Origin of the sequence: Bacillus haikouensis (genome assembly GCF_013179555.1) — a bacterium.
Taxonomy (GTDB): domain Bacteria; phylum Bacillota; class Bacilli; order Bacillales; family Bacillaceae_B; genus Rossellomorea; species Rossellomorea haikouensis_A.
The window spans coordinates 1-23,489 of sequence record NZ_JABMCR010000030.1 but is presented as its reverse complement, the minus strand read 5'-3'; the positions used below and the strand labels follow the sequence as shown (position 1 = coordinate 23,489).

Annotated in this window: 23 protein-coding genes and 1 other annotated feature; of the genes, 16 read left to right on the top strand and 7 right to left on the bottom strand. The window is 39.8% G+C overall.

Annotation, left to right across the window (positions count from 1 at the left end):
- The first annotated feature begins 127 nt into the window (after window positions 1–127).
- A complete protein-coding gene (locus HP456_RS05040; RefSeq protein ID WP_172248916.1) occupies window positions 128–877 on the top strand; it encodes a YjbA family protein in 750 nt (249 codons plus the stop codon).
- Window positions 878–964: 87 nt separating this feature from the next.
- On the opposite strand, the gene trpS is transcribed toward HP456_RS05040, so the two are convergent.
- Window positions 965–1,963, bottom strand: a complete 999-nt coding sequence (trpS, locus tag HP456_RS05035) for a tryptophan--tRNA ligase (protein WP_172248915.1) — start codon at window positions 1,961–1,963, stop codon at window positions 965–967.
- 50 nt (window positions 1,964–2,013) lie between these two features.
- Window positions 2,014–2,256, bottom strand: a binding site (T-box leader).
- Between the two features lie 39 nt (window positions 2,257–2,295).
- Entirely contained in the window at window positions 2,296–2,679 is a 384-nt protein-coding gene (locus HP456_RS05030) for a DUF3899 domain-containing protein (RefSeq protein WP_172248914.1), read from the bottom strand.
- Between the two features lie 594 nt (window positions 2,680–3,273).
- On the opposite strand from HP456_RS05030, the gene HP456_RS05025 reads away from it, so the two are divergent.
- The 12 genes from HP456_RS05025 to pepF all read left to right on the top strand — a co-directional run bounded on the left by HP456_RS05025 (window position 3,274) and on the right by pepF (window position 18,251).
- Window positions 3,274–4,923 (top strand): peptide ABC transporter substrate-binding protein, encoded by a 1,650-nt coding sequence (locus tag HP456_RS05025; protein ID WP_172248913.1) that lies wholly within the window; start codon window positions 3,274–3,276, stop codon window positions 4,921–4,923.
- 171 nt (window positions 4,924–5,094) lie between these two features.
- Window positions 5,095–6,024 (top strand): oligopeptide ABC transporter permease, encoded by a 930-nt coding sequence (opp3b, locus tag HP456_RS05020; RefSeq protein ID WP_172248912.1) that lies wholly within the window; start codon window positions 5,095–5,097, stop codon window positions 6,022–6,024.
- Window positions 6,024–7,049, top strand: a complete 1,026-nt coding sequence (gene opp3C / locus HP456_RS05015; protein WP_172248911.1) for an oligopeptide ABC transporter permease — start codon at window positions 6,024–6,026, stop codon at window positions 7,047–7,049. The genes opp3b and opp3C overlap by 1 nt, the downstream gene beginning before the upstream one ends.
- Before the next feature lie 20 nt (window positions 7,050–7,069).
- Entirely contained in the window at window positions 7,070–8,143 is a 1,074-nt protein-coding gene (locus tag HP456_RS05010) for an ABC transporter ATP-binding protein (RefSeq protein ID WP_172248910.1), read from the top strand.
- The gene (locus HP456_RS05005) at window positions 8,143–9,078 is read left to right on the top strand and encodes an oligopeptide ABC transporter ATP-binding protein OppF (protein ID WP_172248909.1); all 936 of its coding nucleotides are present in this window, start codon (window positions 8,143–8,145) and stop codon (window positions 9,076–9,078) included. The genes HP456_RS05010 and HP456_RS05005 overlap by 1 nt, the downstream gene beginning before the upstream one ends.
- 342 nt (window positions 9,079–9,420) lie before the next feature.
- Window positions 9,421–10,581, top strand: coding sequence for a putative glycoside hydrolase (locus tag HP456_RS05000; RefSeq protein ID WP_172248918.1), 1,161 nt, complete (start codon window positions 9,421–9,423; stop codon window positions 10,579–10,581).
- A gap of 301 nt (window positions 10,582–10,882) precedes the next feature.
- Window positions 10,883–11,455: a GNAT family N-acetyltransferase gene (locus HP456_RS04995; protein ID WP_172248908.1), complete on the top strand. Its 573-nt coding sequence runs from the start codon at window positions 10,883–10,885 to the stop codon at window positions 11,453–11,455.
- Window positions 11,456–11,772: 317 nt separating this feature from the next.
- Window positions 11,773–12,168: a transcriptional regulator SpxA gene (spxA, locus tag HP456_RS04990; protein ID WP_032089161.1), complete on the top strand. Its 396-nt coding sequence runs from the start codon at window positions 11,773–11,775 to the stop codon at window positions 12,166–12,168.
- 494 nt (window positions 12,169–12,662) lie between these two features.
- On the top strand, window positions 12,663–13,334 hold the full coding sequence (gene mecA / locus HP456_RS04985) for an adaptor protein MecA (protein WP_172248907.1): 672 nt from the start codon (window positions 12,663–12,665) through the stop codon (window positions 13,332–13,334).
- A 206-nt stretch (window positions 13,335–13,540) separates the two neighbouring features.
- Entirely contained in the window at window positions 13,541–15,046 is a 1,506-nt protein-coding gene (cls, locus tag HP456_RS04980; protein ID WP_172248906.1) for a cardiolipin synthase, read from the top strand.
- A gap of 106 nt (window positions 15,047–15,152) precedes the next feature.
- Entirely contained in the window at window positions 15,153–16,340 is a 1,188-nt protein-coding gene (locus HP456_RS04975) for a competence protein CoiA (protein WP_172248905.1), read from the top strand.
- Window positions 16,341–16,427: 87 nt separating this feature from the next.
- Window positions 16,428–18,251 carry an oligoendopeptidase F gene (gene pepF / locus HP456_RS04970; RefSeq protein WP_172248904.1) on the top strand — a complete coding sequence of 608 codons (1,824 nt, stop codon included), beginning with the start codon at window positions 16,428–16,430 and terminating at the stop codon, window positions 18,249–18,251.
- 165 nt (window positions 18,252–18,416) lie between these two features.
- On the opposite strand, the gene HP456_RS25775 is transcribed toward pepF, so the two are convergent.
- The 5 genes from HP456_RS25775 to HP456_RS04950 all read right to left on the bottom strand — a co-directional run bounded on the left by HP456_RS25775 (window position 18,417) and on the right by HP456_RS04950 (window position 21,658).
- Complete coding sequence (locus tag HP456_RS25775; protein WP_246288750.1) at window positions 18,417–18,599, bottom strand: hypothetical protein; 183 nt, start codon at window positions 18,597–18,599, stop codon at window positions 18,417–18,419.
- Between the two features lie 278 nt (window positions 18,600–18,877).
- Window positions 18,878–19,744, bottom strand: coding sequence for a ClpXP adapter SpxH family protein (locus tag HP456_RS04965; protein WP_246288747.1), 867 nt, complete (start codon window positions 19,742–19,744; stop codon window positions 18,878–18,880).
- Window positions 19,737–20,138 carry a globin domain-containing protein gene (locus HP456_RS04960; protein ID WP_172248903.1) on the bottom strand — a complete coding sequence of 134 codons (402 nt, stop codon included), beginning with the start codon at window positions 20,136–20,138 and terminating at the stop codon, window positions 19,737–19,739. The genes HP456_RS04965 and HP456_RS04960 overlap by 8 nt, the downstream gene beginning before the upstream one ends.
- A 228-nt stretch (window positions 20,139–20,366) precedes the next feature.
- On the bottom strand, window positions 20,367–21,005 hold the full coding sequence (locus tag HP456_RS04955) for a lytic transglycosylase domain-containing protein (protein WP_172248902.1): 639 nt from the start codon (window positions 21,003–21,005) through the stop codon (window positions 20,367–20,369).
- Window positions 21,006–21,073: 68 nt separating this feature from the next.
- Window positions 21,074–21,658: a CYTH domain-containing protein gene (locus HP456_RS04950; RefSeq protein WP_172248901.1), complete on the bottom strand. Its 585-nt coding sequence runs from the start codon at window positions 21,656–21,658 to the stop codon at window positions 21,074–21,076.
- Between the two features lie 128 nt (window positions 21,659–21,786).
- On the opposite strand from HP456_RS04950, the gene HP456_RS04945 reads away from it, so the two are divergent.
- The 3 genes from HP456_RS04945 to HP456_RS04935 all read left to right on the top strand — a co-directional run.
- On the top strand, window positions 21,787–22,158 hold the full coding sequence (locus tag HP456_RS04945; protein WP_172248900.1) for a UPF0738 family protein: 372 nt from the start codon (window positions 21,787–21,789) through the stop codon (window positions 22,156–22,158).
- Window positions 22,159–22,243: 85 nt separating this feature from the next.
- Window positions 22,244–22,909: a GTP diphosphokinase gene (gene yjbM / locus HP456_RS04940; protein WP_172248899.1), complete on the top strand. Its 666-nt coding sequence runs from the start codon at window positions 22,244–22,246 to the stop codon at window positions 22,907–22,909.
- Between the two features lie 19 nt (window positions 22,910–22,928).
- Window positions 22,929–23,489: NAD kinase (locus HP456_RS04935; RefSeq protein ID WP_172248898.1), on the top strand; the 561-nt coding region annotated here is incomplete at its 3' end.

The following is a 23,489-nucleotide window of genomic DNA, read 5'->3' as shown; positions in this document are numbered from 1 at the left end:
TAACGATCTATTTACCTCGCAGAAAAAATAACGACTATCTATAAAACGAACGTATTCAGGAATATTTTTACTCTAATCTGCCTATACTGATTGACAAATAAGATTGTAGTAAAGCGAGGGGTCAATCATGTTATATCTTCATGATGTATGGGTCAATTGGTTCGAAGGAGAAGAAAATGGATACAATGTCTGCCATTTTCACGAATGGAGAAAAGAAGATGTCATAGAATTATTAGATCAAGTACCATTAATAAAAGTAGACAGCACCGTATTTCATTACATCGAGAATGATTTATCAGAATTACCTCAACAACTGCTGAATGATGTTTATCAAAAAGCTTACTTGCGAAAGAATCACGAACGCATCCAGCTTGACTATTGTTTTATTGTCACAGATGGGACAGGCATATTGGCTGTGGATACAATAGGATATACCGTCCCTATCAGGAAAAGCAGACTTATCCCAAGGCAGGAACAACTTGTTTATGAAATGGTGGAAGGGCATGAAGCGGTACAGTATAAAATGGAGCATGATACCAAATCGGAAAATGCCTATCATATACTTTCCCCCAGTCCCCATATGATGAATGGATTGACCAGAAAAGAAAGACAATTGAAGCAGCTGCTGTTTATGGCACTGGATCAGCTTCACGGTTCCAGGAATACGGCAGAGATCCGTTACTGGTACACAGAGTGGGCGCCTGATCAGTACAGAGTCATTCAAGATATGGATTTTGAAGATGTTTGGAATATGCTTTATGAAGAAACGAAGTATGGCTGGTCAACCAAACATCGAACTCTTTGTGAAAACCTGATTAAAGGACAGCCATTCTTTGAGAAGCTGTGGGAAGTTGAAAATCGCCCAAAAGTGAACTGACAAATTCACAAATGTACTTTAAGCCCAAGGTAATCAAGGTTTATTGTGCGAAAAAAATCCTGGACATACTAAGTCCAGGATTTTTTATTATTTTCTTTTTCTCTGTTTTCTCCCCAACCCCATTGCTTTTTCCATCTTCTTCAGCATTTTATCAGCTGCACGATTCGCTTTTTCAGCACCTTGGTCGAGGATATCATCCAACTCATCCGAGTCAATCAATTCATTATAGCGGTCCTGTATGGGTTTAATAGCGTTTATGACCACTTGAGCCAAGTCCCCTTTAAATTCTCCATAGCCTTTTCCTTCATATCTTTGTTCAAGTTCTTCAACTGAAGAACCCTCAAGGATTGAATAAATGGATAACAGGTTGGAAACGCCAGGCTTGTTTTCTTTATCGTATTTCACCAGTCCGTCTGAATCCGTTACAGCACTTTTTATTTTTTTTTCAATTTGTTTCGGATCATCCAATAATGTGATGAATGCTTTCTGATTGGCGTCGGACTTACTCATTTTCTTTAAGGGGTCCTGCAGCGACATGACGCGTGCACCGACTTTAGGAATCCTTACTTCCGGAACAGTAAAGATATCGTTGTATTTATTATTAAAACGTTCAGCCAGGTTCCTAGTCAACTCGAGGTGTTGTTTTTGATCATCCCCTACAGGTACCAGGTCAGTATTATATAGAAGGATATCCGCAGCCATTAGCGGCGGATAAGTCAATAGACCAGCAGATACTGCTTCTTTTCCATGTGATTTATCTTTAAACTGTGTCATTCTTTCAAGTTCGCCTATATACGTAACGCATTGCAGGATCCATCCTGCCTGTGCGTGAGCAGGTACCTCGGATTGAATGAACAGAGTGGATTTTTCCGGATCAATTCCGCAGGCGATATAAAGTGCCGCTAAGCTCTTAATGTTCCTGCGCAGTTCCATCTTATCCTGTTGTACCGTTATCGCATGCTGATCTACGACACAGAAGTAACAGTGGTATTCATTTTGAAGCTCCGTAAACTGCTTCATCGCCCCGATGTAATTTCCAAGGGTAATGGTACCGCTTGGCTGAATTCCGCTAAAAATTGTCTTCATTGTTTTTCCTCCTACATATATACAAAATAAAAACCCACGCATCCTTAGAATATAGGGACGAATGGGATTAGTTCCGCGGTGCCACCCTAAGTACTCAAAAAAGTGAGTCAGCTTAGTCCATACTATTGGTATGGAACCTCTTTAACGTGAGGTGAATCCGTTATTCGCTACTGTATTCTTCACAAATAAAGCTCAGAAGTCCATTCACTAAAGGATGATTACTTGTTCACAGCATCCACAAGCTCTCTTTGAATCAATCCATTTCAGCTACTACTCTTCGTCAGCGCCAAAGCATATTAGTACCCTTATTATAGTGAATTAAAAGGGCTAATTCAAGTATAGATGATATAGGACAACACCAGCGAAATGAGGAGAAAGGAGCTTCCTATAATAAGAAGGGTGCTGGTGATTTTATATGATCGAACCACCGTGAATTCTTCATGAGCATTCTTTGTTGTATCGATATCATCAAATTGTGACAGGAATTTCCCTTGTGCGGTGCTTCTGCGAAATCGTTTCAAAGAATAGACGATCCCGTTAAAAAAACCCTTTTGAAAGACATATAGGAAAGCACCTTTTACCAAATAAATCATTCCTGTGATAAATAGACTGTTGAGAACGGAAAGAATGAGCGGATCACCTTGAGAGAGCGATAAGATCAGGGAAACGATCAGGATGATGACCGCAATCATATAAATAGAAAATGTACGTTTCATAATACTCCTTATAGGCGGTGTGAATTGAGGCTGTTGAAGTGCCCGGCAGCAATCACCGGATGTTTTTTCCAAAAAACCAACCAACGAGCCTCCCTGAAGCCTTTTTATAAGAAGTATACAGGAACCGGCCTATACATTTCAATTGCATTTCATATATATACATCTACCGGAGTGCTGTTCAGCTCAAGAAGACAAACTTCCCCAACACGCAAACAATAGTGGAAATAATAGAATTCTTCCTAATAATATAAAATTGAAATAATATAAGAAGTGTGAATAAAAATTCAATTAATTTTATAATTATGATGATTAAAACTCTTAATCTACTCAAAATACAGATTGATCATAAGTTTTGGTAAATGCATGAAAGCGCTTTATTGTAACAATTGTAATAGGACAAACACCCTAAAAAAATCTCCACAAACCTTATTAAACCAGTGTTTAAGCATCAATCTGCCCAGGAATCTGATAATTTTGCAAAAAAACTGTTAAATTAATATTGCAAAAATTTCTCTATCATGTATAATAAGTAACAAATCTTCTGAAAATTAGAAGATAAATAAATATGAGATTTACGAGGAGGTCAATTTCAAGATGAAGAAAAAATTTTCATTCTTGCTGGTTCTTCTTCTGGCTCTAAGTACTTTCCTGGCTGCTTGTGGCGGCAATGAAGGTGCGGAAGGCGGAGAATCAGGTGACAAAGGCGGAGATTCTGCTGAGAAAAAAGAACAAGTACTTAACCTGATCGAGAGTTCTGAGATCCCATCAATGGACTCTACACTGGCTACTGACTCTGTTTCATTCAACGTAATGAACAACGTATTCGAAGGACTTTACCGTTTAGGTGAGAACGACGAAGCAAAGCCTGGTATGGCTGAAAACATGGAGAAAAGTGAAGACGGTTTAACTTACACTTTCAAGCTTCGTGATGCTAAATGGTCAAACGGAGATCCGGTTACTGCTAACGACTTCGTTTACGCTTGGCAAAAAGCTTTAAACCCTGACACTGGTGCAGAGTATGCGTACATCATGTACGATATCAAAAACGCTGCAAAAGTAAACGCTGGTGAAGTTCCAGTGGAAGAGCTGGGTGTTAAAGCGGTTGATGAAAAAACATTAGAAGTACAGCTTGAAGGTCAAGTACCATACTTCGAAGCATTACTTTCATTCGCGACATTCTATCCTCAAAACCAAAAATTCGTAGAAGCACAAGGCGATCAATACGGTCTTGAAGCGGATACATCAATCTATAACGGTCCATTCACACTTTCTGAGTGGAAGCATGAGCAAAGCTTCAAATTAAGCAAGAACGATAACTACTGGGATAAAGAAACTGTAAAATTAAAAGAAGTTAACTTCAACATCGTTAAGGATACTGCAACTGCAGTTAACCTTTATGAAACTGAAAAAGCTGACGTTACTGGTCTATCAGCTGAATTCGTTGACAAGTACAAAGATGATCCAAACTTCAAGACACGTGCAGATACTTCTGTTTACTTCCTTCGTATGAACCAGAAGAACGAAGTAATGGCTAATGTTAACGCTCGTAAAGCAATCGATTCTGCTTATGACAAGCAAGGTATGGTTGACGTTCTTATGAACAACGGTTCAATGCCTGCTTACTATTTAGTACCAAAAGATTTCGTTACTGGTCCTGACGGTGCTGAATACCGTGAAAATGTAGGTGATTTCGGCGGCTATGATGTAGAAAAAGCTAAAGAATACTGGACTAAAGCGAAAGAAGAGTTAGGTAAAGATTCGTTCGAAATCGAACTATTAAACTATGACTCTGAAAGCTCTAAGAAAGTCGGAGAATTCATTAAAGAACAATTAGAAACGAACCTTGAAGGTTTAACTGTTTCAATCAAAGCACAACCGTTCAAGCAAAAGCTTGAGCTTGAATCAAAAGGTGACTATGACTTCGCATTCGCTGGATGGGGTCCTGACTATCCAGATCCGATGACATTCATTGACATGTTCGTTACTGATGGAGCGCATAACCAAATGGCTTACTCTAATCCAGAGTATGACAAGTTAGTTGAGCAAGCTAAGGGTGAATTGGCTTCTGATCTTGAAGCTCGTTGGCAGGCGATGATCGACGCAGAGAAGATTCTTTTCGAAGATCAAGCAATCAGCCCAATGTACCAAAATGGTACTTCTTACCTAGAGCGTCCATATGTTAAAGGTATCCTTCGCCATTCATTTGGTGCAGATAATTCTTACAAGTGGGCTTCAGTTGAGTAATTAACAGCTCAATGACAAACCAAAAGAGGGAGAGTGTATGCATGAGCATACGCTCTCCTTTTCCACTGATTGTCGAAAAAAATCTAAAGATTAAAAATAGATTGAAAATTTGTCGAATAACTATATAATATATTATGTAATAAAAAATAGACAAAAAAGGGGGGCTAAAGAATGGTCAAATACACAATTCAACGTCTCGTTTATATGATCATCACTTTGCTTATCATTGCTACCGCTACTTTCTTTCTGATGAAGCTCCTGCCTGGATCTCCACTACAAAATCAAGAAAGGCTGTCTCCGGAACAACAACAAATCATTTTGGATAAATACGGTCTGAATGAGCCGCTGCCAGTACAGTATGTAAACTACATGACTGGACTTGCTCAAGGTGATTTAGGTTTATCATTCCAATACGATAACCGCCCGGTTACACAAATTATTGGAGACCGTATTGGACCTTCCGCACTTTTAGGATTCCAAGCTATGGTATTAGGCGCGATTTTAGGTATTTTAGTAGGGATCATTGCAGCCATCAAACATAACACGTGGCTGGACTATGGATCTACGATTCTCGCAGTCTTGGGAATATCCATTCCATCATTTGTATTTGCAGCATTATTGCAATATTACGTAGGGGTGAAGCTTGAATGGCTTCCTGTCGCCCTGTGGGGAGAGTACAAACATACCATCTTGCCTACATTGGCTCTGACCGTCGGTGTTGTGGCAACGATTGCACGTTTTATGCGTACCGAGATGCTCGAAATTTTAAATTCAGACTATATTTTACTGGCAAAAGCAAAAGGGATTTCTAAAGTTGGGACAGTAGTAAAGCATGCTGTGCGTAACGCCATGATTCCGATTGTTACGATTTTAGGCCCAATGACTGTAGCAGTAATGACTGGATCTCTGGTGGTTGAACGTATATTTGCTGTTCCAGGATTGGGTGAACAGTTCGTGCTTTCAATTAATATGAACGACTACACGGTCATAATGGGTATCACATTATTCTTTAGTGTATTATTCATTGCGGTAATTTTCCTGGTCGATATCCTGTACGGAATCATTGACCCACGTATTCGTTTGGCTGGAGGGAAGAAATAATGGAGACTAACAAAAGAAAAATTGATCAGCTCAGTCCAGATCTCTTCCAGCAAAGAAAAGCAGGAGAAGATGAAGCTGAAAGAATTGAAAGACCAAGCTTGAATTTCTGGCAGGATGCCTGGATAAGGCTCCGTAAGAGTAAGGGTGCGATTGTAGGAATTATCATCACTGCGATTATTATGTTCTTTGCCATATTCGGGCCCGGCATGAATGAACATAAATTCAGCGATCAAAATATACGACATGCAAAGCTGCCTCCTAAAATTGAAGCGCTTTCAGGTATTAGCTGGCTTCCATTTGACGGAAAAGATGCAGATGGATTCGATGTTTATGAATCCAGACAAGTCGAAGTAAACTATTGGTTCGGTACCGATGACCTTGGACGCGATCTTTGGACAAGAACATGGAGCGGAACGAGAATTTCACTTTACATCGGTATTTTAGCCGCAATCATTGATTTTATCATCGGTATCTCTTACGGTGGGATTTCTGCGTACTATGGCGGAAGAGTCGATGATGTCATGCAGCGTATCATTGAAATTCTGGTAGGTATTCCAAACCTGATCGTCGTCATACTCTTCATCCTGATATTTGAGCCCGGGATATTCTCGATCACGATGGCGATGGTTATTACCGGATGGACCGGCATGGCCAGGATCGTCCGCGGTCAAGTCCTGCAATTGAAGAATCAGGAATTCGTCCTTGCTTCACGTACTTTAGGGGCGAGCAGCAACCGGTTAATCTTTAAACATTTACTGCCTAATGTTATGGGTCCAGTTATCATCACGACGATGTTTACAGTTCCTGCAGCGATTTATACTGAGGCATTCTTAAGCTTTATCGGATTAGGTATCGCACCGCCAAGAGCTTCTCTGGGATCTCTAGTAAACGACGGATACAGATCAATTCAATCATTTCCATACATGATGTTTGTTCCATCGGTAGTTATCTCATTGATTATCTTAAGTTTTAACCTGATGGCTGACGGACTCCGCGATGCGCTGGATCCGAAAATGCGTAAGTAATGGAAGGGAGATAAAATAAAATGTCAAAAAGAATATTAGAAGTGAACAATTTACATGTCTCCTTCAATACGCATGGGGGAGAAGTCAAAGCTGTACGCGGTGTGGATTTCCATTTGGATAAAGGTGAAACACTGGCAATTGTAGGGGAATCAGGTTCCGGGAAATCTGTTACTACTAAAGCGTTGATGAGACTGATTCCAAATCCTCCAGGGTTCATTAAAGGTGGAGAAATTCATTTCGAAGGCAAAGACCTCGCGAAGCTGCCTGAAAAGCAGATGGAAAAAATCCGCGGTAAAGATATTTCGATGATCTTCCAGGATCCAATGACATCACTGAACCCGACAATGACGATTGGGAAGCAAATCATGGAACCGCTTGTCAAGCACCAGAATATGAATAAAAATGATGCAAGAAAACGAGCAATCGAACTATTGAAGCTTGTTGGGCTTCCAAGTCCTGAAACGCGCTTTAAACAGTATCCCCACCAATTCTCCGGTGGACAGCGCCAGCGTGTCGTAATCGCGATCGCTTTAGCATGCAATCCTAAAATACTGATTGCCGATGAGCCGACAACAGCACTGGACGTTACAATTCAAGCACAGATCCTTGAACTTATGAAAGATCTGCAAACAAAGATTGAGACATCGATCATCTTCATCACACATGATCTCGGCGTAGTGGCAAATGTAGCCGATCGTGTAGCAGTCATGTACGGCGGTCAGATTGTTGAATCAGGGACAGTGGATGAGATATTCTATGATCCCCGACACCCGTATACATGGGGACTCATCGGTTCAATGCCTACCACTGATACAGAAGGGGAAACAGAACTTGTTGCAATTCCCGGAACGCCTCCTGACTTGTTGAATCCTCCAGCGGGAGATGCCTTCGCTCTTAGAAGTGAGTACGCAATGAAGATCGATTTCGAACAAGAACCGCCATATTATAAAGTGTCTGATACACATTTTGTGAAATCATGGTTATTGCATCCAAGTGCTCCTCAGGTTGAGCCTCCTGAAGCAGTAAAAGTAAGGCATAGAAAAATGCCGTCAAACTACGATGAGCCGGTTTTAGTTGAGGGGGTTCGTGCATAATGGCAGAAAAATTACTTGAAATTAAGAATTTAAAACAATACTTCAACCCTGGCAAGCCGAATATGGTTAAAGCGGTTGATGATATCTCGTTTGATATTTACAAAGGTGAAACACTTGGGCTGGTAGGAGAATCCGGATGTGGTAAATCAACTACCGGACGTACCATCATTCGTCTTTATGACGCAACTGACGGTCAGGTACTATTTAACGGCGATGATGTGCATGGTAAGAAAAGCCGTTCCCAATTGAAAAAATTCAATCGTAAGATGCAGATGATCTTCCAGGATCCATATGCATCATTGAATCCGCGTATGAAGGTTGCTGACATCATTGCGGAAGGGATAGATATTCATGGTCTCGCTTCTTCCAAAGAAGAGCGTATTAGAAAAGTTCATGAACTTCTTGAAACAGTAGGCTTGAATAAGGAACATGCCGGTCGTTACCCGCATGAATTCTCAGGAGGTCAAAGACAGCGTATCGGAATTGCCCGTGCACTTGCCGTCGACCCTGATTTCATCATTGCTGATGAGCCGATTTCTGCACTTGACGTGTCAATCCAGGCCCAGGTGGTAAACTTGATGCAGCAGCTGCAAAAAGAAAAAGGACTGACGTACTTATTCATTGCACATGATCTATCAATGGTTAAATACATCAGTGACCGTATCGGTGTCATGTATTTTGGTAAGTTAGTAGAATTGGCACCAAGTGATGCTTTGTATAAGAACCCACTTCATCCTTATACACAGTCATTACTATCTGCTATCCCGCTGCCAGATCCTGAGTATGAGCGTACACGCAGAAGAAAAGAATACGATCCTGCCGTTCATAATTATACGGAAGAAGATCATTTGGAAATGCGTGAAGTTGCACCTGGTCACTTTGTGTATTGTTCCGAGAAAGAATTTACACAGTATCAAGCTCAATATAAAGGATAACAGTTGAAGAAGCTCCCTTGTTTGAGGGGGCTTTTTTCAATGCAGGTTTTTGAATCATTTATTCCAAAGCACTGCTGGATAAACATCTTCTTTTTTTATCGTCTATACATATCCTAGTAATAGGAGCAGCTAATTGCCTGAGCTTCTATTTATCGGGAAACTGGGAAACTGTCTGATTCCCTCGGAAATTATGACCATTTAGGTGTAAATTCCCTTTTCTTTGTAGTTATTTCCTTGTTAAAATAGTACCAGTGTTACATTTTTTAGTAGATAGTAATTTTATTAGAGGAGAGGTTAACGTTGAAATGGAGTAAGATTGCGACATCCTTATGTATAGCGGCTATGTGTACATTACCCCTTCAAACAGTCAGTGCCGAATCAGGAGACAGCACAAAGAAGAAAACTCATGAAACGAGAGGCATTACATTAAGTAAGAAAGAAATACCTGCATCAGCGCCGCGTTTCGTATACGACTCAGGTTATACATTCGAATATCCCGATGCTGTCAGAGGTGTATATGTTACGGGACATTCAGCAGGCGGTGATCGCTTTAATAAATTGACAAAACTAGTCGATACGACTGACTTGAATGCAATGGTCATCGATATTAAAGATGACCATGGATATGTTACATATGAACCCGAAGCGTCATCCCCTTATGCAGAAGTTGGTCAGCCGTATATTAAGGACCCTAAAGCGGTGCTGAAAACAATGGAGGAAAAACAAATTTACCCGATTGCGCGGATCGTTGTATTCAAGGACACGGTTCTTGCAAATAAAAAGCCGGAGCTTTCCTATAAAGATGGGGGAAAGGTGTGGAAAAACGGCAGGGGTGAATCCTTCGTGAATCCATTCCTTAAAGAAGTATGGGATTATAATGTCGGTATTGCGATAGAAGCAGCAAAGATGGGTTTCCAGGAAATTCAATTCGATTACGTGCGTTTCCCTGAAGGATTCGAGAAAAGGGATAAAGAACTTGAATATAGTACTGGTGACTATACAGATGATGAAAAGGATAATGTTCAAAAACGTGTTCAGGCCGTTACCGATTTTGTTGAGTATGCACATGAAAAGCTTGAGCCTTATGGAGTTAAAGTATCTGTCGATATTTTCGGCTATACAGCAACACTTCCCGAGGCGCCTGGCATCGGGCAGAACTTCTCAAGGATTTCCGAGAATGTCGATGTTATTTCCTCTATGATATATCCAAGTCATTGGACGCCTTACTTTGGAATTGCCAAACCAGATCTCAAGCCTTATGAATTGGTATCAGAGTACACAAAGTTAGAAAACAAAAAATTGGCAGAGCTTGAGAACCCGCCAATTTCAAGACCTTGGCTTCAGGATTTCACCGCTTCCTGGTTGGGCAGCGGAAATTACAAAGTGTATGGAAAAGCTGAAATAGAAGCCCAAATCAAAGCACTAAATGACCAGGGAGTCAAAGAATTCCTGCTATGGGATGCTGGAAATTCCTATACTGAAGGTGTTGATTATACGCCTTGATCGAAAAAAAGCTTGCTTACTGATCTAAGCAAGCTTTTTTGTTTTAGATCTTCTACTATATAATATCCTCGTCGTACCTGTATGATTATCATTTGACAATTCTCATGGTATTGTTATGATTGAATTGGTAACATTAACCGCTTTTAACCACTTACCCCCCTGTACAGGAATCATCTCCTGTAGAACCGTATTTAATTTAATTCCACTGAACAGACTAACAATTATCATAAACCAATCAATTATGAGAAAAATAGTTTTAACACGTTAGTCAACTTCAAAATTCATTTAAAGGAGTAGATCCATGCACTGGTATGAAAAACTTAATCAATATTTCCCGGTAGAGGAAATGAAATCGAAAGAACATTTGGAGACACTGCTAAAAGAACGAAGTGATATTTATCATAAAGATGAAGGTCAGTACCACGTATTGATGTATGTGGAGTTAGAGGACTTTATATTTATTGACTATCTGTTTGTGTCAAGAGATGCACGAGGACAGGGACTTGGCCATAAACTTCTGGAAAAGCTTAAGAAAAAGAAAAAACCGATTATTTTGGAAGTGGAACCTGTCAACTATGAAGACACTGACTCAGAGAAGCGTTTGAAATTTTATAAGCGTGAAGGATTCGAGCACGCAGCCAGCATCGGTTATGCGAGACGTTCTCTGGCAACAAATGAGATCAACGAAATGGAGATCTTGTATTGGGCACCAAATGACGAGTGTGAAGACTTAGTCTTTGAATCCATGAAAAAAACGTATGAAATGATTCATACTTATAAGGATAAGGAGTTTTACGGTGCCTCCTATCAGCCTGTAGAAGAAGTCCTGAAAAAGGACGAACATCGGATTGAAGACGTACTGCGAGATGTATAGAATTTAAGCCGTGAAAACCTTATTGTGATTCGCAATAAGGTTTTCTAAATGAAAAAATTAATCGTTGCCTTGATGTTTAGAAACTGAACAAAGGGGGTATTAAAATTAATATACAAAGAGTATATAGCTTATGTAAAACATATGTGTAAGAAATTTGACAAATTCATTAAAAGTATATTCAACTTCTCGCAATTCATGTATAATACATAATAGAGATTTCTTATTTAAACTTATTTTAAATAACGTGTTTGTTTAAATATAAGATACTCTGGATCATATTCAAAACTATAAAAAATATTTAAGGGAGTGTGAATGACGTGGTTACATTATTCACTTCACCTAGTTGTACATCTTGTCGGAAGGCAAAAGCTTGGTTAGAAGAGCATGAGATTCCATATACAGAGCGTAACGTTTTCTCAGAACCTTTAAGCATTGATGAAATAAAAGAAATCCTTCGCATGACTGAGGACGGAACGGATGAGATCATTTCTACACGTTCAAAGACTTTTCAGAAGCTTAATGTTGATTTAGAAACATTACCGCTTCAAGAATTGTTTGAGCTTATCCAAAAAAATCCTGGATTACTAAGACGTCCGATCATCCTGGATGAAAAAAGACTGCAGGTTGGATACAATGAAGATGAAATCAGACGATTCCTTCCCAGGAAAGTCCGTACATTCCAGCTTCTGGAAGCTCAAAGAATGGTTAATTAACACTGAATCATTCACGTTCTCTGCATGATTTGACAATGCCGGGAATATACAATTAAAAGGGGCTGACCCTTAAAGGACGTTTCGTTTCCTTGCGGGTTGGTCTCTTTATTTTTTGCTTCAAAGATTTCCAATGTTCCAGCCGGTATGTTGTAAATCAGCAGCTGTGCTTGACCGAGGCTTGATACCAGTAACATTATGTTGATGAATGTGGAAATGACAACGGTGAAACCTATGATTTAATCATAAGTATTATCACTTGAATTTTCTGCAAATATTAGCTAAAATGTCAAGAACACATCATAAAATAGACCAATTTACTTAAGTGAAAAATGGGTGTTGTTTTTATTCCATTTTTAGCGCTTATAACATAAAATAGAAGTACAAGGTACAAACTAACTTAAAATGTATCTTCTGTCTTCACCAACAGTCGGGCTTACGCAGCTCAGAGGGTGTAGTCCCTTCACTAACTTTAAGCAAGAAGGGAGAGGTGTCAAATGGAAATCGAACGTATTAATGAAAATACAGTGAAATTCTATATTTCATATGGGGATATAGAGGATCGAGGCTTTGATCGCGAGGAAATCTGGTATAATCGTGAAAGAAGTGAAGAGCTCTTCTGGGAAATGATGGATGAAGTTCATCAGGAAGAAGATTTCGGAATCGAGGGTCCTCTGTGGATACAAGTTCAGGCACTTGACAAAGGGCTGGAAGTACTAGTCACAAGAGCACAGGTTTCAAAGGATGGTCAACGATTTGAATTGCCGATTCCTGAAGATAAATTGAAAGAGCTGCCTGTGGATGAACGTATTGAAGAACTGCTTGATCAACATTTTCAAATTAAACAGGATCAAGATGAGGATACTGAAGTAGCATTGGATTTCACTTTAAAGTTCAACGACTTCGAAGATGCCATTTCTTTATCGCAGAGACTAAAGGATATGCCGATCGACCATCTAATAACAAAGTTACTTGCTCATGAAAATAGATATTTTCTTTACATTAAGTTTTCAGAGGAGCACTTCTCAGAAGAAGAGATTGACAATATGTTAAGCATCCTGCTTGAATATGCCGATGAGTCAAGAATGACCGTTCACCGCCTTGAAGAGTATGGGAGTATTGTAGTCGATAAGAACGTGTTTAAAACACTAAGTGCATACTTTTCATAAGTTCTAATACCGGTTTCATCCTGAAATCGGTATTTTTTTATTATCTCTCAGCGGTCTCGGCCGGTGATTTCAATTGGTTCAAAGAGTGTTGCTGCCCGCTGTTTATAATAGATTTCGATACTGAACTATACAGGGGCATAATTCCAGCGATAATGATAGATGAAAAGCCGAAATGTACAACATAAGTTTATGGGATGGTGTATCGGATGAAGAATACGGTCAAGGTGCTTTTATTTATAGCGGCGATAGCACTCAGTTATTTTTACTTTTTAGATCAATATCTAGAAGGTATGCTAAAATACGTAAGTTTGGTATTTACATTTTCAGTTGTTATCATAGGATTCTTAATATTCATTGAAAACCGTCATCCAACTCAGACTCTTACCTGGCTGGTTGTTCTCGGTGCCTTCCCGTTTCTGGGCTTTATCTTTTACTTGCTCTTCGGCAGAAATTATCGAAAAGAGAAAATGTATAAGAAAAAGTACATCCTGGATAAGGAAACGTATAGCAAATTCGAGCCGGGACCTAAAGATATGAACCCTGAGATGTTCGGTTTATATCAGGAAAAGCATGTTCAACTTGCACAGAGAATCGGAAACAGCGCCATTTCCTTTTCAAGTGAAACAAAAGTATTGACTAATGGCGAGGAGACGTTCGGTGAAATACTCCGCTGGCTGAAAACAGCGAAACATCATATTCATATGGAATATTATATTGTGCGTCATGATGATATCGGGAAACAAATAAAAGACATCTTGATCGAACGGGCAAAAGATGGGGTCAAAGTCCGATTTCTCTATGATGCTGTCGGTGCGTGGCAGTTATCAAATGCATATATCAATGAATTAAAAGGAGCAGGTATAGAAGTCATGCCGTTTGGTCCTGTGAAAATTCCTTTTCTAAATAATAAATTCAATTTCAGGAATCACAGGAAGATCATTGTAATCGACGGTAATATAGGTTTTGTCGGCGGGTTGAATATCGGGGATGAATACTTGGGGAAAAACCCATCTTTCGGATTTTGGAGGGATACCCATTTATTTGTCAAAGGAGAAGCAGTAAGGACGCTTCAGCTTATTTTTCTCCAGGATTGGTATTATATGACAAATGATGATTTCCTTACACCAGGCTATTTAAGTCCTGACCCTGTAAGTGAAATAAAAGATGGCGGGGTCCAAATGATTGCCGGGGGACCTGACAATGAACTCAGTGTTCTGAAAAACATCTTCTTCTCAATGATAACGTCCGCCCAGGAAAGTGTATGGGTGGCTTCACCATACTTTATTCCTGACGAAGATATTTTTTCGGCGCTTAAGATCGCCGCGTTAAGCGGTATTGATGTCAGGCTGCTTGTACCGCATAAGCCGGATAAGCGGATCGTATTTCATGCTTCACGTTCTTATTTTCCTGAACTTCTGGAAGCGGGAGTGAGGATCTACGAGTATCAAAAAGGGTTTATGCATAGTAAGATTGTCATCGTCGATAATGAACTGGCTTCCATAGGAACCTCAAATATGGATATGAGAAGTTTTCATTTGAATTTTGAAGTGAACGCCTTTCTGTATAAAACCAATAGTACACAATCGCTTGTTGAAGAGTATTTAAATGATTTAGAGCATTCGGTAGAGCTTGCACATGGGGAGTTTAAAAAGAGGCATATGGGCTACCGTATCCTCGAGTCTACCTCTCGCTTAATGTCACCATTGTTATAATCACCATTGAATGAACGAAAATGCCCAAAGGATGAATGGTCCTTTGGGCATTTTTTTGCAGGATTTTACAATCATTTGTCGAATAAAGAATAGCAGGAGGTGTTCCATGTTAAAAGCTTTAATCGATCAGCAGCCTTTTACGACCATCCACCACACAAAGGAGGAGTTACTTAAACTCAGGAAAAGCTCTCCTCACTTTCTCTGCCCGCATTGCTCAGCACCGTTGATCCTTAAAGTCGGTCATATCAAAATCCCTCATTTTGCACACGCCGCAAACAAACCCTGTCCATATCAATCAAGAAATGAAACCCCCATGCATGTCTGGAGTAAAGCCTTACTGTTCAAAAGGCTTACGCAGCTTTATGAAGACGTGGAGCTGGAATATTATCTGAAAAATATTCGGCAGATTCCCGATCTGTTCATTAACTTGAAAGGAGAAAGGATTGCTATTGAAGTTCAATGTTCCACAATCCCTGTATCAGAAGTGAAATTCCGAACAGAAGGATACAGAAAAGAGAGAATCCACCCTTTATGGATTTTAACCCAGCCGGTTTCGAGAAGCATTCCTCTAAAATTAACAACCTTTCAACAGGCATTCCTTCGGTTTTCCCCTGATTTGAACTATTTTCTTCTTCATTTTGAACCTGAAAAGAAATCGTTTACGATTTTCCCGAATCTTACACCTGTATCCTCCAATTTATTTCTGCACTCAAAGCAGATTGTCATCCCGCTTAATGAAATAACTCTGCCAATCTCAATATCCCCGCCAGGAACCAATGACTCCAACTTGTTGAAAAACTGGTGGGGATATCGGCAGAAATGGATTTATAACAAGGTAAATTATAATTCGTTACGTGATAATAGCTTCCTGAAGGAAGTGTATGAAGAGGGAGATACGATTATTTATTTACCGCTGTTTATAGGTTTGCCTGTCATCCCGCACATGGGAATAGTTAAAAACCATCCAGTAGAGTGGCAATATTACCTCTTTAAAGATGTGATGAAGAAGTATCGGTCCTTTACTAAAGAGATGATGGATAATGCCATGACCAGGCGCATGGCAAAGGGAGATATCGAAATGAGGGATTTCCCGCTTTCTAATGGAGAAACAGGCATGCAATCGATAATAAGTGACTATCTTGCATTACTCGAGAAAGTGGGAGTAGTAAGCAGTGGGGAGGGAAAGACTTACACCCTGTCAAATGGATGGAATTGTCCTGGAAGAATGACTGAATTTGAGCAGCATGAACATGATTTTTTTTCTAAATGGAAGCATATATTAAAAAAGGACTAAGAAAGCCTGTTTTCTTGCAGGAATATTCAGGATAAGAGAGAATGTTACTATAAGGAACAGTCTGTATATTCAGAATGGAGGATATTTATGTCAAAAGACACAGTAACGAAAAGCCTGCCAGCCAGAAATGAAGTGGAAGAGGGCTTAACCTGGAGATTGGAAGATATTTTTGAAAGTGATGACGCTTGGGAAAAAGAATATAATGAGATAAAAAAATTAACTGATAAAGCTGAAGAATTTAAAGGATCTCTTAGTAAAAGCTCCGAGCAGTTATATAGAGCTCTCAGTTTTCAAGATGAAATAATGGAAAGAATGGGGAAGGTTTATACATATTCACATATGCGCTATGACCAGGACACGACTAATTCCCATTATCAGGGTCTTGATGACCGTGCTAAAAGTTTATACACATTACTGGGAAGTAAATTTGCATATCTCGTCCCTGAAATCCTATCCATAGATGAAGATAAACTCCAAAAATTCCTTGAGGAGAAGGCAGAGCTTCAAAAGTATAAGCATGCATTGGAAGAAATCAATCTGCAGCGTCCCCATGTTTTATCAACAGAGGAAGAGTCACTTCTTGCCCAGGCTTCCGAAGTATTCAGCGCAGCGAGCAATACATTCGGAATGTTGAATAACGCCGACCTTGAGTTCCCGAGTATCAAGGATGAAAATGGTGAAGAAGTGGATATCACCCATGGCCGTTTCATCCGCTTCCTTGAAAGCAGTGACCGGCGGGTACGCGAAGAGGCATTCAAAAAGGTATATGAAACATATGGAAAGTTTGAAAATACATTCGCCACGACCCTTAGCGGAGCTGTGAAGAAAGATAATTACGTCGCAAATGTTCGTAACTATGATTCTGCCCGTCACGCTGCTCTTTCGAATAATAACATCCCTGAGCAGGTTTATGACAATCTTGTGGAAACGGTGAATAAGAATCTTCACTTGCTTCAGCGTTATATCAAGCTTCGGAAGAAAGTGCTTGGCTTGGATGAAGTCCATATGTATGATTTATATACCCCGCTTGTGAAAGAAGTCAAGATGGAAATCGACTATGAAGAAGCAAAGGATATGATTCTTGAAGGCTTAAAACCTCTGGGTGAAGATTACGCAAATGCTCTTCGGGAAGGGTTTGATAACCGTTGGGTGGACATAGTTGAGAACAAAGGAAAAAGAAGCGGGGCTTATTCTTCAGGAGCATATGGAACGAATCCATATATCCTCATGAACTGGCAGGACAATGTGAACAACTTATTTACCCTGGCACATGAATTCGGTCACAGTGTGCATAGTTATTATACAAGGTGTGCACAACCATATACGTACGGCCATTATTCAATCTTCGTTGCCGAAGTGGCTTCTACTTGCAATGAGGCATTGTTAAATGACTATTTATTGAACACGATCAACGATGAAAAGAAGCGGCTTTACTTATTAAATCATTATTTGGAAGGCTTCAGAGGCACTGTGTTCCGCCAAACAATGTTTGCAGAATTTGAACATTTGATTCATAAGAAAGCACAAGAAGGAGAAGCGTTGACTTCTGATTTTCTTACCAAAGAGTATTATGCTCTCAATAAGAAATACTTTGGTGAAGATATATCCATTGATAAAGAAATTGGACTGGAATGGGCACGTATTCCTCATTTCTATTACAACTATTATGTCTATCAATATGCTACCGGCTTTTCTGCAGCCACTGCCTTAAGCAAGCAGATCCTTGAAGAGGGGGATTCTGCTGTAGAACGTTATATCGACTTTCTCAAAGCTGGGAGCTCCGATTATCCGATCGAAGTACTGAAGAAAGCCGGAGTCGACATGACAACCTCTACTCCAGTGGAAGAAGCATGCAAAGTATTTGAAGAAAAGCTCGATGAAATGGAACGGTTATTGGAGAAACTTCAATAATCATACAATGCTGATTGGAAAATAAGCTGGTTCCCAGTGTTGCACTGAAAGAAACATAGCCCGACAAACTGAAAGGGAAGAGCCAAAGTGCTCTTCCCTTACTTTAATTGAAAAGAATAAAAGCTTCAACTCCTCCTGAGGGGCTGGAAAGCTGTCTGCGTTTTCTTATGACTTAAAACCCTTAAACCGTTTTCTATTGGTAAATGAATAGATGAAGATCAACAAAGATAGAAATAATATTGGGGAGCTAATAAGGAGAGGAATAAGATTCATCAGCCCAAGAATATTTATTAGAAAGCTAATGATGATTAGCAGAACCAGACTCAAGAACTTAATGTTAACCCTCATGAAGGATCCCTCCGCACATGCTTTATATAATACTATATGACAAGCAGAAGACGTTCATACATTGATTTTGACAATATTGTGAAATACCATACAAACAACTTGCCAATACAAGTTTATACATGTTATATTATCAGTGTGAAGTTGATCACAAGCAAACATATACCCCTTTGTTTGACCGTGAAAAATTTCTCCCATCCCCTTTGTTCGTATTGAAAAACCGATGTTGGCAACAACATCGGCTTTTCTTGTTTATAGAGAATTTTATTATTCTACTATAGTTAATCAGCGATATATCTCCAAAACGTGCCGTGCTTTGCAGGTATTTTCCTTACTTTCTGCTGCAGGGTCCATTTCTTCATTTGTTTTTCTACTTCTTCAATGGATAACTCGTACACCACAGCTATTTCTTTAGAGGCTACAAAGCGATAATGTTTCATAAACTCTTCAAGTGTAGGCAAAGGTTTTTTTTCGGGTTTTATTGTAAGCATTTCTTCCATGATATGAACATAAACCTCATAGGAATACAACCCGGTTACCTTCAAGCCTTCATCTTCAATATTCTCATTAAAAAAGACCAGGGTCGGAATTTCATCGACTTCCATCTCAGACGTAATTTTTATATCACATTGAAACGCTTTGGAAGCTGAGTACGAGTGAATATCATTCATAAACTCAGTAAGGTCCAGCCTCGCTTCTTCTGCACATTCCATTAGAACGTCAAAATTTGATATATCTTGTTTTTGAAGAAATAATCGCTCCTGTAAAAAGCGTAAAAATCGGATACCAGCGTGCTTTCCCTGAAGCTCTGCTGCTTTAATCGCAAAAGAGGCTATATAAGGTGAATCGATCGGGTTCTCAATCCACAAGCTTCCATCACAGGACATTCCCGAACGGCTCGCTGTTTTCTCCCACTGTTCAGCCAGATCTTCTTGTTTTCGTTTTGTCGCGATACTTAGTGAAGAAAGCTGGCCGCTTAATATATATCGGATACGAAAATATTGGCCGAATTCAAGCCTCAGTTTCTTTAATATAGGTTCCAGTGCCCAGCATTCCGGACATAGAGGATCTACAAACATATATATTTCTAACGGTTTCTTTTCGGCTCCACAACTGTTCAGCGGGCTTGGATTATTTAAACTAGTCAATGTTGTTTCTCTCCGGTGTATCAGTATTTACCATATGATGAGCGGTTAAAACAAGTCTGTGAAAGAAGTCTTCCCTTACTTGATCCTCAAGTTCAATTTCATCCATAGCTTCATGCATACAGCTTAGCCATGCCTTCGCTCTCTCTTCTGTGATTGGGAAGGGAAGATGTCTTGCACGGAGCATCGGGTGACCGTGTTCTTCACTATAAAGAGGAGGCCCGCCTAGATATTGCGTCAGGAATTGTTTTTGTTTCCGAGCCGTCTCAGTTAAGTCTTGCGGAAAAATAGGTGCTAACTCAGCGTGTTTAGACACTTTATTATAAAACGCATCAACGAGCATGGAGAGTTTCTTTTCGCCGATTAAGTTATAAGGCATTTTCGGTTTCTCGACCATAAGAAGGACTCCTTTATACTTAGAATGTATGTTTATTCTAGCAAGCATTCATCCATATCTCAAACAAATAGCCTTGCATTAGTCTTAGTCTTATCAATAAAGTTATTGTTGGCTAAATCCAACGTGGATATCCCTTGAAATAAGGGCAGTCGATATCAAAAATCCTTGCATGAAAAAAGCTGTACGTTGAAGTAAAGTGTACAGCTTTCTTTTAGCTTATTAGACTTTTTAAGCAAAAAACGTATTTGTTACTTTTTTTACATAGGCAGTTGTTTCTTTGAAAGGAGGGATGCCATTGTACTTATCGACATTTCCTGGTCCAGCATTGTACGCAGCCAGAGCAAGGTCAATGTCCCCGTTATATTTATCAAGCATCTGTTTTAAATATTTTGTACCGGCAAAGACATTCTCTTCCGGATCAAAGATATTGGAAACACCGAGCCCCCTTGCCGTACCAGGCATCAGCTGCATTAATCCTGTGGCCCCGGCGGGACTTACTGCCTGAGGGTTGAAACCTGACTCATGATGGATTACGGCCTGTATCAGCTTTTTCGGAAGTTGATACACGTCTGCGGCTCTGGAGATAATATTATCTATAGATTTAGGTGCTTGAAAATCCGTGTTGCTGTTAATCGATAGTGACCTTGGAGGTTCCGAAACCATATAAGCAGATTGAGTATTAAGCATGCTTTTAACTGCGCCGAGTGCATTGGTACCGGTTGAAAGACCTCCAGTTTTATTTAAAGCCTGCGCGAACAGCTGCTGAAACAACTCATTGCTGCGATCAGACGTGTTTAAAGAGGAAACCGAGCCCAGCTTATTTAGTACTTGCATTTCCATCATTGTTTTTAATTGTTGAACATTCATTCTAACCGGCTCCTGTCTATATTGATGGTTTCTTTCATCGTGTATATCGGTAAGGACGATGTAGTCTTTTACAATTGATTTCTTACTTTTTCATGGAAGAAGCGCTTTATCTTGTTTTCAGTTTCCCTTTGAGGGATACCGTGTCTTGTTAACAGATCTAAGAAGTTCTTTTCTCCATGCTTGTAATCGTGGACTTCATATTCGAGTTCATAATCGATTTTATTGAAATAAGAGCTCTTATCAAACACCAGCAATCCTTCGTTATACTCTATTTCAGCCCTGTTCGTCACCAATGAGCCAAAATGTCGGATGGAGGGGATTGAAAGCCCAAGCTTAAGAAGCATATCCTTTACTTCTCCATCCGGAAGATTGTTTTGTTTCAATACACCAATTGTTTCTTGTGGAGAAAGTGTCTGGTGTGTTTCCAGCAGCCCTTCCTTAAGTGGTGTTTTCAACGTGAGTGTATAGGTGTTTTTTTTGTTGCGAATTCTTAATGCTGACTCCATCTTTCTCAGTTGGAAATCCCCTGTGTCTAAATAATGGTTTTCCTGGCTTGTGAAATCTGTTTCTTCTATCTTAAATTGCTTGATTAAATTCATGAATTCTTCTTTTAATAATAGATTCTTAAATTCAATTTCAATTTCCTGTGCCAAAAAAAAGCATCCTCTCATTGCTTAATACAAGTATTATCTCTTTAATGGAAAAGAACTTCAATGTTTAGATGTAAATCGCGTCTTATGATAAAATAATACTGATTGTTTTAAGGAAGGATGAAATAGCCATGAGAAAAATCGTTCAATTTAATGAAGCAAAATTTAAAAACGGTGTTTTACACTTACATACTGAACAAACGGAACCATTAATAGGAATAAAACCGGCTTGTCAGATCATTGCAGATTCGGATCGCTTTGCATTCGTTTATCTTGCAGAGAATGAGGATGAATATGTATATCTGTATTTAGAAGAAGGAATTTGGGGAGAGTTAAAGAAAGCGATGACGGAAAATGCTCCTGTTATCGTGAACAGCCCGGATGAGTCATTAGAATTGGAACAATTTCACGAGGAATTAAATTATCTTATCAGCAATATTGAAGGAAACGGTAATTACGGCGACGAAATGGTTAAGAAGGTTGAAGCGGCCTTTATCGATTGAATCCCTTATAAGACCAACCAACAATGTAACCAACTTTACAACCTGGAAGAAAGAAACAGATCGATGTTTCAAATGAGGTGAGGGAATGAATCATTGGGAACAATTTCTGGCTCCCTATAAGCAAGCCGTAGATGAGCTTAAAGTGAAACTGAAAGGAATGCGTGGAGAATATGAATTTCAACAAACGCATTCGCCGATAGAATTTGTAACGGGAAGGGTTAAGCCAATCGCGAGTATACTTGACAAGGCGAACCAAAAGGGGATTGCCCTTTCAGATATCGAGACTGAAATGCAGGACATAGCGGGACTCAGAATGATGTGTCAATTCGTGGAAGATATTCATGCTGTGGTCAGACATCTCCGTTCAAGAAAAGATTTCACCGTGATTGAAGAAAGAGACTATGTGACTAATAAAAAGCCAAGCGGCTATAGATCTTATCATGTGGTCGTGGATTATCCTGTACAGACGATACAGGGAGAGAAAAACATCTTGGTAGAAATTCAAATACGCACACTGTCGATGAATTTTTGGGCGACAATTGAGCATTCTTTGAATTATAAGTACAGCGGTCAGTTTCCGGAAAGAATTCGTATGAGGCTGCAGCGAGCAGCAGAGGCTGCCTTTCGTCTTGATGAAGAAATGAGCCTGATAAGGGAAGAGATCCAGGAAGCACAGGCAATTTTCACAAATAAAATGGAGAAAGACAAGAGGGGCAGAGGGACTACTGATAAACGAATTCACAAGCAATGAAAAAAGGGGGTAAAAACCTATGAAGTTTGCAATCACGTCAAAGGGAGATTCAAAGTCCAATACGCTCATGCATAAGATGAGAACCTATTTACAGGACTTCAGTTTGACTTATGATGAAGACCAGCCCGATATCGTCATTTCGGTCGGGGGAGATGGAACATTACTGTATGCCTTCCACCGCTACAGATCGAGACTAGATAAGACAGCATTTGTAGGAGTGCATACGGGCCATCTGGGGTTTTATGCAGACTGGGTACCGGAAGAAATCGAGAAGCTGGTCATCGCAATTGCAAAAACTCCCTATCAAATTATCGAATATCCCTTATTGGAAACGATAATCCGTTATCAGAACGGTGGCAAGGAAACCCGTTATCTGGCTCTTAATGAGTCTACCGTCAAGAGCGTCGAGGGAACGCTTGTCATGGATGTCGAAATCAGGGGGCAGCATTTCGAACGCTTCAGGGGAGACGGGTTGTGCCTTTCAACACCTTCGGGAAGTACTGCATACAATAAGGCGCTTGGAGGGGCCATCATACATCCATCATTGCCGGCTATTCAATTTGCGGAAATGGCGTCTATC